General features: G+C 64.6%; 9 protein-coding genes. 2 read left to right on the top strand and 7 right to left on the bottom strand.

Annotated features, from left to right (window positions below):
* Nucleotides 1–377 precede the first annotated feature (377 nt).
* Nucleotides 378–956 carry a TetR/AcrR family transcriptional regulator gene (locus I2E26_RS07310; protein WP_195420205.1) on the bottom strand — a complete coding sequence of 193 codons (579 nt, stop codon included), beginning with the start codon at nt 954–956 and terminating at the stop codon, nt 378–380.
* A 261-nt stretch (nt 957–1217) separates the two neighbouring features.
* Here I2E26_RS07310 and I2E26_RS07305 point away from each other — a divergent pair, with 261 nt between their 5' ends.
* Both I2E26_RS07305 and I2E26_RS07300 read left to right on the top strand, forming a co-directional pair.
* Entirely contained in the window at nt 1218–1769 is a 552-nt protein-coding gene (locus tag I2E26_RS07305) for a LemA family protein (RefSeq protein ID WP_195420204.1), read from the top strand.
* Nucleotides 1770–1982: 213 nt separating this feature from the next.
* Nucleotides 1983–4052, top strand: a complete 2070-nt coding sequence (locus I2E26_RS07300; RefSeq protein ID WP_370551466.1) for an acyltransferase family protein — start codon at nt 1983–1985, stop codon at nt 4050–4052.
* Here the strand turns inward: I2E26_RS07300 and I2E26_RS07295 are convergent.
* The 6 genes from I2E26_RS07295 to I2E26_RS07270 all read right to left on the bottom strand — a co-directional run bounded on the left by I2E26_RS07295 (nt 4049) and on the right by I2E26_RS07270 (nt 11590).
* Nucleotides 4049–5290 (bottom strand): Nramp family divalent metal transporter, encoded by a 1242-nt coding sequence (locus I2E26_RS07295; protein WP_195420203.1) that lies wholly within the window; start codon nt 5288–5290, stop codon nt 4049–4051. The two genes, I2E26_RS07300 and I2E26_RS07295, sit on opposite strands and share 4 nt — an antisense overlap.
* Before the next feature lie 16 nt (nt 5291–5306).
* The gene (locus I2E26_RS07290; RefSeq protein WP_195420202.1) at nt 5307–7187 is read right to left on the bottom strand and encodes a magnesium transporter; all 1881 of its coding nucleotides are present in this window, start codon (nt 7185–7187) and stop codon (nt 5307–5309) included.
* 263 nt (nt 7188–7450) lie between these two features.
* A complete protein-coding gene (locus I2E26_RS07285; protein WP_195420201.1) occupies nt 7451–8731 on the bottom strand; it encodes a polysaccharide deacetylase family protein in 1281 nt (426 codons plus the stop codon).
* 153 nt (nt 8732–8884) lie between these two features.
* Nucleotides 8885–10273 (bottom strand): polysaccharide deacetylase family protein, encoded by a 1389-nt coding sequence (locus I2E26_RS07280; protein WP_195420200.1) that lies wholly within the window; start codon nt 10271–10273, stop codon nt 8885–8887.
* 42 nt (nt 10274–10315) lie between these two features.
* Nucleotides 10316–11218: a PRC-barrel domain containing protein gene (locus I2E26_RS07275; protein WP_229056485.1), complete on the bottom strand. Its 903-nt coding sequence runs from the start codon at nt 11216–11218 to the stop codon at nt 10316–10318.
* Nucleotides 11219–11590, bottom strand: coding sequence for a YtxH domain-containing protein (locus tag I2E26_RS07270; protein ID WP_147588901.1), 372 nt, complete (start codon nt 11588–11590; stop codon nt 11219–11221).
* Between the last annotated feature and the right edge of the window lie 217 nt (nt 11591–11807).

Genomic DNA, 11807 nt, shown 5'->3' with positions numbered 1-11807 from the left:
TCTCCGCCAGATTTGTTGAGATTGCGAGTCCGCCGGGCTCGCTTTTTTCATGGCACGCGCGGGGATTCGAACCCGTACGGGCGCAGCTCGGCCCTTACCGTCAGGCTTCCGCGTCAGCAGCCCCCCCTTGCGCCAGATTCCTCCCGACAACAAGCGTCCGGCGCGGTTTTCTCCCGGGTAGAAGCCCGATCTTGCGTCCGTACCGTCAGGTTTCCGCGGGCCAATATCCCAGCCGTCTGTTTTCCGCGGCGAAACGGCCCGTCCGCCATGAAGCTCCCGACAGCCGACGCCGGCGCATTCTTACCGTCAGGTTTTTCGCCCATGCAGCCCTGTAGGCCGCAATCTTGCCGCCAGGCACCAGCCCCGGTCGTACCACGCTATTCGTCGAGAACCCGCGCGGCCAAGGCGGCGGACAGCTCGACGAAGTCCTCTCGGCGCTCAGCCCGGTCGGAGCCGTTCCACCACCGCAGCATGCTGCGCACCACGCCGCCGGCTGCAAAATCTGCACGCTCCACAAGATCGGCTGCGGCGGGGGCGCTGCCCTGCAGATGACGCACCGCTCCCTCGTAGAATGCATCCGCCACCTTCTCGCAGATCACATCGAGCAGCACGCCCGACAGCGAGCTCGAGAAGATGTTGTCCATCAGGGCCTCGTGCTCGAGCAGGTAATCGGCAAACTCGTACAGCACGGCGCGGCGCTCGCCCGCCTCATCGGCCTGCTCGCCCACGTTCTGCAGCGCACGGTGGCCGCGCTCGACCATCTGGCTGCGCAAGCTCTCGACATAGAACGCAAAGAACTCCGACTTATCGGCGAAGTGCTTGTAGAACGTAGTGCGGCGAATCGTCGCCTCCTCGCACAGCATCGCCACCGACATGTCCTCGTAGCGACGCTCGGACAGCAGCTTGGTGCACGCCTCGATGAGCGCGGCGTACGTTTTCTTAACGCGCAGATCCATACCTCAACCCCGACTGGTCTTTCACATATCATAGTGACCTGTTAGTCCAAGTACTTCATTTTGTCTCTTAGCATACGCTTGTCAACAAACGATATCAGTAGGCTGAAGCGCTATGGCCGTGGACGCACCGGCGGTCCGCCCGCATCGCCACTGCTTCCGCTCGCTCCGCGCGGACCCGCAGCCGCGCGAAAGAAGCGGGTATACTGTGCTCAACTGCGCGCCGCGCACCTTCTGAGCGCGCTCAAGGAGACAGGGGTTTTCATGCTTCCCATCATCATCGGCATCGTCTTGATCGTCGCGATCATCAGCGCCGTCGCCGGCATCTACAACAACATGGTCACGCTGCGCAACCGCATCGACAACGCGTGGCAGAACATCGATACGCAGCTGCAGCGCCGCAACGACCTCATCCCCAATCTCGTCGAAACGGTCAAGGGCTACGCCGCGCACGAGAAGGAGACGCTCGACGCGGTCACCTCGGCGCGCAACGCCGCCGTCTCCGCAAGCACGCCGGACGAGAAGATCGCCGCCGACAACGTCCTCACCGGCGCCCTGCGCCAGCTGCTGGCCGTTGCCGAGGCGTATCCCGACCTCAAGGCCAACACCAACTTCAGCCAACTCCAGGGCACGCTCGAAGATACCGAGAACAAGATCTCCTACGCGCGCCAGAGCTACAACGACTGCGTGTTCAAGTACAACAACGCCATCCAGACTTTCCCCGGCAACATCTTTGCCGGCATCTTCCAGTTCAAAGAGCGCTCCGGCTTCGAAGCAGCCCCCGAGACGCGCGACGTCCCCCAGGTGAAGTTCTAGCAACCACCCCGCGCCCTCGCGGCGCATCCATCGCATGCGCACGCGCCCCGCGGAACGCCCTGAACTGCGCCCCATTTCTTGGACAAGGAACTAGAAGTCCAACAAATGGGAGGCAGTTCGGAACGCCCGCGGGGCGTTTTCGTATGCTTGCACCGCATGCGCGCCGCGGCTTTTGGCGAGTAGCTACAATGAAGCCGAACGCCCTTAGGAACCGTGACCGAAGCTACCGAGGCAGCCATGAGCACCCATCCATCCGACTCCGTCCGCCATGACGACCAGAGCACCGCAGCCGACGACCGGACGCGCGGCGGTTCCGCCGTCGCGCAGAAGCGCTATATCCCCGCGCTCGACGGCATCCGCACCCTCGCCGTCTGCGCCGTCGTGCTCTACCACCTCAATCTCCCCTGGATGCAGGGAGGCCTGCTGGGCGTCACCATGTTCTTCGTCATCTCGGGCTTCATCATCACGCGCCTGCTGCTGCGCGAGTTCGATGTGACGGGCCGCGTCGACCTCAAGCAGTTCTGGATTCGCCGCGTACGGCGCCTGCTTCCCGCCATCGTCGCGCTCGTCGCGGTAGTCATCGTTCTGTGCGCCGCCTTCAACCACGTGATGCTCACCAAGATGCGGCCCGACATCCTGCCATCGCTCTTCTTCGTCAACAACTGGTGGCAGATCGCGCAAGATACCTCGTATTTCGCCGCCCTGGGCGACCCCTCGCCGCTCACGCACTTCTGGTCGCTCGCCATCGAGGAGCAGTTCTACCTTGCATGGCCGCCCCTGCTGTTCGCCATGCTGTCGCTACGCGTCAGGCGTCCGCAGGTGCGCCGCGCCGTGCTCGTCCTCGCCTGCGCCTCGGCCCTCGCCATGGCGCTGCTCTACACCCCCGGCGCCGACCCGAGCCGCGTCTACTACGGCACCGATACGCGCGCGTTCTCCCTACTCCTGGGCGGCTGGTTCGCTTTCATCCCCGACCGAGCCCTCTTCCCGCGGCATCTGGCAAGCTATTGCCTGCGCGGGCGCCTGCCCCGCGTCGCATCCGAGCGCGACGGGCGCGAGACCGACCTTGTGGGCTTCGCGGCCATCGGCGGCCTTCTGGCGCTCTTCGCGTTCTCCAACGGCTATTCGGCTTTCCCATACCGCGGCGGCATGCTGCTATGCTCGCTGCTCACGCTCGCGCTCATCGCCGCATGCATGCGCCAGGACGGCCTGGTGGCGCGCATCCTCTCGTGGAAGCCCCTGGTGTGGCTCGGCAAACGCTCGTACAGCATCTACCTCTGGCATTTTCCGCTGCTCGCGCTCATGAACCCGGTTACCGATATCACCGCCGATCCATGGTGGGAGACGCTCGCCCAGCTCGCCGTGGTGCTGGCCGTAGCCGAGCTCTCGTACCGCTTCATCGAAACGCCGTTTCGCCATGGCCTCATGGGCACGCTCGCACACGAGGTGTGCGCAGGCACCGCGCCCGCGGCGATCGTACGGCAGCGGCCCGTCGCATTCGGCAGCGCCGTCATCGTCCTCGCCGCCGCCGGGCTCTCGCTGGCCCTCGTTCCCAAGACGGACGCCCTCAGCACCGAGGGCGCGGCGTTGCTCGCCCAGGGCGACGACGAACAGGATGCCAGCGCAGCCCCCGGGGAGACGGACGCCGCCACCTCGGATGCCCCGCAGTTCGCCGATACCGCGTACGACGTCGTGATGGTCGGAGACTCGGTCTCGCTGCGCACCATCCCCGATTTCCAGCGCACCTTCCCGCACGGGCTCATCGACGCCAAGAAGAACCGCCAGTTCGGAACGGGCATCGAATTGATCTCGACCTACCTGGCCAACAACCAGATAGGCAGGGTCGCCGTTATCGCGCTCGGCACGAACGGCCTGGTAACCGATGGCGATATCGACGCCATCATGAACCTGCTCGGCCCCGACCGCATCGCCGTATTCGTCACCACGCGCAGCCCGCAACCGTGGGTGGCTCCCACCAACGAGGCCATGATGCGCGCCGCCGATCGCTACGGCAACATCCGCGTAATCGATTGGCATGCCCTCAGCGAGGGGCGCAGCGAGCTGTTCGACGGCGACGGAACGCACCTGTCGTCCGAGGGCGCTGCGTACTACATCCAGCTCATCTACGACGCGGTAAAGAAAGACCTGCCGCTGCACGCGGAAGACCACGTGGAGCAGCAGGTCATAGAGGCTGTCGATCGCCTGGGCCGCAACTGGCTCGACACCGTTGCCGGCGGGTCGCTCCAACACGGAGGCGCACCCGAACCCGAGCCCGCCGGGCGCTAGTACCCCAGCGCTTGCAGGCCAAACATCACGGCGGTGAGCACGGTAATGAGGATGATCGTGCCCCAGGTGAGCACGTTCCACGCACGGCCGTTGCGATATTTGCCCATGATGTGCTTGTCCTGGGCGATGAAGACCAAGAACACCAGCAACACGGGCAGCAGCACGCCGTTGATGACCTGCGCGCTCATCATGATCTGGAACAGGTCGACGCCGGGCATGATGACCAGCAGCGCGGACGCGGCGATAACCGCGGTGATGATGCCGCGGTAGACGGGCGCCTCGTCCCAGCTGCGATCGGCGCCGCGCTCCCAGCCGAAAGCCTCGCAGATGGCGCTCGAGGTCACACCGGGCAGCACGCACGCGGCCAGGAAGCTCGCGGCAACCAGGCCGGAGGCAAACAGAATCGTGGAGAACTCGCCGGCGATGGGCTCGAGCGCAAGCGCGGCGTCGGCCGCGTCGGCGACCTCGATGCCTGCCGGGTGCAGAACGGCGCCCGTGGTCACGATGATGAACCACGCGATAGCGCAGGCGATGATGGAGCCCGTGGCGGTGTCGATGCGCTGCAGCACGATGCCGTCCTCGTCGATGTTCTTATCGACCACGTTGTTCTGCGCCAGGAAGATCATCCAGGGCGCGATGGTGGTGCCGATGGTGGCGACGAGCAGGGAGACGTACTGCGGCTCGTTCACCAGATGCGGGGTGACCGTCGCCATGGCCACCTCCCCCCAGTTGGGCCCCGCCAGGAACGCAGCCACGATGTACGTTACGAACACGCAGCTCACCAGCAGCAGGATCTTCTCGATACGGCGAAAGCTGCCGCTCATGGTGAGCATCCACACCAGCAGCGCCACCAGGGGAACCGACACCGTCTTGGGCACGCCGAACAGCGCCAGGCCGCTCGCGATGCCCGCGAACTCGGAGATGGTCACGGCCGTGTTCGCGATGAGCAAAGCACCCATGGCCAGGGCGCTCTTGCGCACGCCGAACTTCTCACGGATAAGCGAGGCGAAGCCCTTGCCCGTAACGCAACCGCAGCGCGCCGCGGTCTCCTGCACCACGATGAGCAGCAACGCCATAACCGGCAGCATCCACAACGTGCCATAGCCGTAGCTCGCGCCCGCGCTCGAATACGTTGCGATGCCGCCCGCGTCGTTACCCGAGAGGGCCGCCAGCAGACCGGGGCCCATGGCACCCAGCACGGCGGCGACGGTCAGCTTCTGTTTAGTCTCTGGTTGCATGCTTCACCAGCCCGTCCTACAACAAGGGCACGGCGCCCAGCACCGTGTACGCCAACGCCGCGAGCAGGACCGCCGCGAACGTGAGCGACGTGCCCGAGGCCGTGTGGTCGCGATCCTCGCCGCGCACCAGCACGGCGAAGTAGATCACCGCGCTCGCATACGTGGCCGTGATCACCAGGGCCGCGTTGCGGAAGCAATCCATGTACGTGGCGATGACCATGGGGTCGCCGCCCGCGAAGATCGTGGTTGCCATGAGCTCGCCACACAGGTACACAACGGCGGCCAGTACCAAGCCGATAAGCGTGGATTTAAGGAAGAATCCCAGATAAGGACGTGGTTCGTCCTCGCGGTCGTCGTACTCCAGGAAGCTGTTCTTCACAAAGGCCGTCATGCGCATGGCGGCCAGCAGCACCACCGGCATGATGGAGATGGGCATGAGCGCGAACAGGCCCTCGTTCGTGATGATGCGCAGCGCGTCGGCGTCGGCGGCTATGCGATCGGGCGCCGTGACCGCGATGGCGGCGATGGCGCAGGCCGCGATGGCCCACACTGCGATCCAGTACTGGCGCTGGGCGAACCACACGAAGGTATGCGCCGACTCGCCCGTAGTGGACTCGCCCGAGGAAAGGCCGGCGATCTGCAGGTCCTCCTGATGCTCCTCGGCAATGACATCCATAGCGTCGTCGAACGTGACGATGCCCAGAATATGGCGGTTCTCGTCGCACACCGGAATGGCCACGAGGTCGTACTTGGTCATCTCCTCGGTCACCTGCTCCTGGTCGAGATCGGGAGCGACCCACACCACATCGCGGTAGGCGAGCTCGGAGAGGCGCGCATCGTGATCGGCCACGATGAGCGTGCGCAGCGACAGCACGCCGGTAAGCATGCCGGACGGGTCGGTGGTGTACACGTAGTAGACGCTCTCGAAATCCTCGTCGAGCTTCTTGATGGCGTCGATGGCGTCCTGCACGGTGGCGGTGGAGGGCAGCGCCACGAACTCGCTCGTCATGATGCGGCCCGCGGTATCCTCCTCGTATCCAAGCAGGTTGCGGATGGCCTTCTCCTCCTTGACGCCCATGAGGCGCAGGAGCTTCTCGGCTTTCTCGTTGCCGAGCTCCTCGATGAGCTCGACGGCGTCGTCGGGGTCCATGAGCGCGAGCATCGAGGACGCGTCGCGGTCGGTCATGCCCTCGAGCATCTCGGCCACGAGCTCGTCGTCGTCGAGCTCGGCGATGGCCTCGGCCGCCTGAGCGGTATCGAGCTGCGCGAACACCTGGCTTCGCAGACGAGGATCGAGCTGCTCGATGATGTCGGCGATATCGGCCGGGTGCAGCTCGTCGAGCGTCTTGTGCGACACCGAGAGCTTGATGTTCTGCGTGGAGCGCTCCAGCAGGTCCATATACGACCAGGCGATGATATCCTCGCCCAGCGGCTTGCCCACGGCCTTCGCCATGCGCTCGACGGCGCGCTCCAACGCGGGATGAATCGCACGCAGCAAGCCGCGAGCGCCCACCTCGGCACCGAGCAAGCGCAGCTGCAGCTGGTTTTCACCCGAGACCGAGAACTTGATATCGTTTACGCGCACGACCTTCATGCCCTGCGTGTCCACGATCTGCTTGTTGAGGATATCGCGCGCCAACAGCACCTCGTCGGGCTGCAGGTACGAGAAGCGGATGTCGGTATCGGGACAGTTGAGGTACACGCCCGTATCGTCCACATGGTCGACGTACTTGCGCCAGCTGATCATAAAGGGCGTTTTCCCGGGCCCCTGAAAGGCCAGCGACGTCACATGGGGGAAGACCTCGCCGGTGGCGATGCCGAAGTCGTTGACGATACCGAGCTTCTCGCCGTTCACGTCAAGAACGGGAAGCCTGAGCATCTCGGAAAGATAGTTCATAGTTCTCCTTCGCCAATACGCATATGCATACGGTACGGGACGCGCGACCCCGCGCGCGCCGCAGCGAAGGGCGGCACAGGGTCAGCAGCTACTGTGTGGTCGAGGTTTCGATTTCACCTTGAGCCTTTCTCGTGACCCTCGTTACAAACAAAAGCGGTCACGGACGAGCCGTAACCGCTCTTTACTATAGCATCCATGCGCGGAGCACGGCCAGGTTTTACGCAAAGCTTGCATGTCCGCAGGCATTCGGACGGCATTCGCTCCTAGGCCGCCGGCGGCAGCTCCGCCCCCTCGGGCATCGCGACATCCCCCTCTACAACTGCATCGGGGAAGCGGTCGTCCTTGTCCATCAGCTCGCTTACGGTGACCAGCTCGTAGCCCGCACCGCGCAGCCCATCGATGATGCCCGGCAGCGCCTCCACGTCTTGCTCTCGGTTACCGCCGCCGTCGTGCATCAGCACGATCGCGCCGTTAAACGCGTTGTCAAGGACCATCGAGGTGATGGCCGCCGCACCCGGACGCTTCCAGTCGAGGGTATCGATGTTCCACAGCACGTTGCAGCTTATAAGATCGCCCGCACGCGCCCAGTCGTTCGCAGCGAAGGCGCCGTACGGGGCGCGCATCATCTGCGGGCGCACCCCCGCCGCGGATTCGATGGCGTCGGCAGCCGACGTGATCTCGGCTCGTAGTGAGGGCGCATCAAGGTCGGGCAGGTACTGGTGCGCATTGGTATGGCTCGCCAGCTCGTGGCCGCCGTCGACCAGCTGCTTGGCATACGAGGCATAGCGTGCCTCGCTGCTCCCCAGGTTGAAGAACGTCGCCTTCGCTCCCTTTGAGGCCAGGATGCCCAGGATGTCGGGCGTATACCCGCTCGGTCCGTCGTCAAAGGTGAGCGCGATGTACTTGCCGGCGCCCTGCGGCTTCACGTTGAGCGACGACACCACCATGTCGACCGGTGCCTGGACGATCTCCTTGTCAACGGTCTCACCCGAGCGCTCGCCCACCGTCACGACCTTCTTGCCCGGGACGCCCCACTGCGAGACGAACTGCACGGCGCCACCCGGTTCCATCGTGATGCCCGGCGCGGCCGCGACCGTCTGCTCGAAAGAAGGCTCGGTTCGGTCGGCGCCCGCCGACACCTCGAGCTCGGCGCCTTCGGGCACCTTCGTGTCTGCAAACCGGCTCGAAGCGAGCTCCTCGCCGTTCATGCGCACCGTACAGCGCTCGCCGCCCGCCTCGTCGAGCACGGCGCCGCCCAGGGAGAGCAACCTGCCCGGCGGTGCATCGAAGAACGCGCGGTCTTCCAGAAGCGCCTGCACCGACGTGTTCACCAGCATCGTCTGCCCCTCGCCGTTCACGGTGATGGAAACCGGACGCCAGAAGTTCCAATAGCACAGCGCGAGCACCGCGCATACCGCCAGGCCTATCACGGCGAACGGGGCTAAGCGCGCCGAAGCCGCACCCGATGGCGAACCCGCAGCCGGGCGCGGATGCGGTTTCTGCGCGGGAGCGGGTGCCCCCGCCCTCTTTGTCTCCTGCTTCATATGGCGCCTCCACGGTCATGCATGCGTTCACGCCCCTATTGTGCCCGCTGGCACGGACATCGGACGGCCTTCAGCGCCAGCATGACAAAACTGTCAACAAGACCCCTCATCGGCAACGGCCGGCCGGCCGTGGAACGACCGCGCGCAGACGCGCTACTCCTCGGTTTTGGCGACCCGCGGTAGCACCGCATCTTTCGGCATCGAGACCTTGCCGGGCGTCGGCAACGCCTTGGCCAGGTCATCGTCGGTGGCAATCAGCTCGGACAGGCTTACGACCTCGTAGCCCTCCCGGCGCAAGCCGTCTAACAGCGCGGGGAGCGCTTCCACGGCCTGGCGGCCCGATGATGCGTTATCGGTGAGCAGCACGATGCTCCCGTTTGAGACCGAACCCAGCACCGAACTCACCACGGCATCGGCGCCCGGCAGCATCCAGTCGCCCGAATCGACGTTCCACGACACCGCAGCCCCCACCAAGTCCATGGTTTCGGCCCAGGTGCGCTCGGAGAACGCCGCGAACGGGGCGCGCAGCAGCGCCGTTCGCTTCCCCGTTGCCTGCTCGATCGCGTCGAATCCCGCGCTGATCTGCTTGCGCGCAGCCGATGCGGACTGATCGGTAAGGCTTTTATCCTCATACGAGTTGGATCCGAGCTCGAATCCGGCTGCCGCGATAGTCTTCGCCGCGTCCGCGTGCTCCTCCACCGCGTCACCTGCCAGGAAAAATGTCGCCGAAGCGCCTTTTTGCTGCAGAATCGAAACGATCTGCTCGGTATATTCGCTTGGACCCTCGTCAAACGTAAGCGCCACGTACTTCTTGCCCTTGACGTCGGGATTCACCGAGGCGCGCGCGACCACGCAATCAACCGCGTCCTTCACCACGCCGCGATCGAACGTCTTGCCCGATGTCTTACCGGTCCACACCTCGCTGCGGCCGGGCACGCCCCAGGTCTTCACGTACTCGATCGCGCCGCTGCCCGTCGTGACCAGCTTGGGCTCGATGGTCGTCGCCTGCACCTCATGCGGTTCGTACTCGTCGCGACCGTCGCCGATCTCGACCTCGTCGTGCTCTTGAAGCCTGGTTTCGACCAGCTTGTCGTTATCGACCTGCCTTCCGTTGAGCTTCACCGAAACGCGCTCGCCACCGCGCTTGTCCAACACGGCATCATCCACCGCCAGCAGCTTGCCCGGCGTGGGCTCAAGCCCCTGGTCTGCGATGAGCTGCTCGATGGAGGAGTTGATACGCGCCTTCGCATCGGCGCCGTTCAGCGTGATGTCGACGCTTCGATTCATATACCAGATGACGCTGGCGACGAAGAAAAGGAACGCGCAGCCCACGGCGATGAACGCATAGGGCCTGCGCGAGTTCCGAGGGCGCCGCGTCCCCATCTGCCGCCTGGTCTTGCGGCCGAATCCCTGCGAATGATGCAGGTACTGAACGCCGGGCTTGCGCACCCGGCGCCTATTCGCGCTCGGCAGATGCTGAGCAGCGCCCGGCCGATACGCCGGGCGCTTCTTTGTGGAGTAGGAGGTGGTGTAATGAGGCAACGAATCTCCTTATCCCCTGTTCGCCGCGGAGCGAACGCGCTTTTATTTCGATGGCGGTTTCTTCGGGGACGCGCCCGACGCCTTCTTGAACTCGCTGGCAAACGCCTGGAACATGCCGGTGGTCTTACCCAGCTGCTTGCCCACGGCGCGGGCGGCGGACCCCTGCGAAGAGCCGCTCTTCTTGGCGGGGGCACCCTTCTTCTTGGCGGGGGTGCCCGCGGCCTTATGGTACTCGTCCGAGAACCCCTTGATGGCATCGCCCGTCTGGCCGATACGCTCGCCCAGAGCACGGCTGCCCTTGGTCACCGCTTCCGAGCCCTTTTCATCGAGCGTCTTAGCGCCCTTCTTCACGCCCGCGCTCACCTTTACGGACGCCTCGGCGGCCTTGGCCGCAGCACCGCCCGAGAACTCGAGCGAGGCCGCCTCCTCGGCGACCACCATAGCACCGCGCCTGTAGCCGATCATCATGTCGACCGGCATGGCGATGTGGCCGATCAGGGCGCTCGACGCGGCTCCCGGTGTGATATAGAACTCCTGCACGGCGCCCGTGCGAGGATGACACGTTACATCGGAGCAGTAGCCGAGCTTTTTGCCCGTCTTGGTCACAACATCCATGCCCGTCCAGATGATGCACGAATCCAGATCCACGCCGAGGCGTTTCGCCGCCGGGGTGTCGTAGGACTCGCGTGCATCGGCAACGACCAGCTGGCCCTCGCGCACATCGATGGCGTCAAGCGCGACGAAGCGGTCCTCTTGCTTGATCATGCCGGCGATGTCGGGCAGCTTCACCATGAAGCCCACCACGGTACGGCCATCCGGCGTGAACACGGGCAGATGGACCTTGCCCAAGCGCTTGAGATCCTTGAGCGTTCCGTCCTTCTTGACGCGCTGCTCGTCGGGGACCAGCTTGTAGATGCGAACGCCTTGGAAGTCTGCGGTGCGCATCTACGCCTCGACAGGAGCCTCGGCCACGGAGCTTTCCACGACGACGTCCGCAGCGGGGGTTACGTTGCCGCCGGCGATGGCATCGTTGAGCGACTCGCGCAGCTGGTCCATACGCTCGCGGGCGAGGTCGACCTTTGCGCGCAGCTCGTCGGTCTTGGCGTCCATCATGGGACCGAAATCGGTTGCGGCGGCGCGAGCCTGGTCGACGCCCTGCTCGTACATGTCGCGCGCGGAATCCCATGCGTCATTCGCCATATCGGCGGCCATGGCGCGCGTCTCGGCACCGGAGCGCGGGGCGACCAGCAAACCGATGATCGTTCCTGCAACGGCTCCCACAGCGGCGCCCGTTACGAAAGCAAAGCCTTTACCCATATCGATATCCTTCCACAAGTCACGATTCGACCTTGTTGATGAACCATTATACCCAGCTGCGCCGAAAACACCCACGCGTGCGCATTTTAGCGTCCGTTGCGCTAACAACGCGCCGCCCCGATCGCGATGCCTCCGCAGTCCGCTAGCTGTTAAGTGCCAAGACGTTGTTTACATCTCGATGGTGACAAATAGGGAGGGCTCCCGCATGCTGTGAGTT

The sequence above is a fragment of the Collinsella sp. D33t1_170424_A12 genome, assembly GCF_015554865.1.
GTDB lineage: Bacteria > Actinomycetota > Coriobacteriia > Coriobacteriales > Coriobacteriaceae > Collinsella.
Note: the sequence above shows the minus strand (reverse complement) of the source record. Positions and strands in the feature narration are given on the sequence as shown.

Excerpts from the sequence above, each read along its gene's own strand:
- I2E26_RS07310 (WP_195420205.1), bottom strand. The coding sequence starts at position 956 with ATGGATCTGCGCGTTAAGAAAACGTACGCCGCGCTCATCGAGGCGTGC.
- I2E26_RS07295 (WP_195420203.1), bottom strand. The coding sequence starts at position 5,290 with ATGCAACCAGAGACTAAACAGAAGCTGACCGTCGCCGCCGTGCTGGGT.
- I2E26_RS07275 (WP_229056485.1), bottom strand. The coding sequence starts at position 11,218 with ATGCGCACCGCAGACTTCCAAGGCGTTCGCATCTACAAGCTGGTCCCC.
- I2E26_RS07270 (WP_147588901.1), bottom strand. The coding sequence starts at position 11,590 with ATGGGTAAAGGCTTTGCTTTCGTAACGGGCGCCGCTGTGGGAGCCGTT.
- I2E26_RS07285 (WP_195420201.1), bottom strand. The coding sequence starts at position 8,731 with ATGAAGCAGGAGACAAAGAGGGCGGGGGCACCCGCTCCCGCGCAGAAA.
- I2E26_RS07290 (WP_195420202.1), bottom strand. The coding sequence starts at position 7,187 with ATGAACTATCTTTCCGAGATGCTCAGGCTTCCCGTTCTTGACGTGAAC.
- I2E26_RS07305 (WP_195420204.1), top strand. The coding sequence starts at position 1,218 with ATGCTTCCCATCATCATCGGCATCGTCTTGATCGTCGCGATCATCAGC.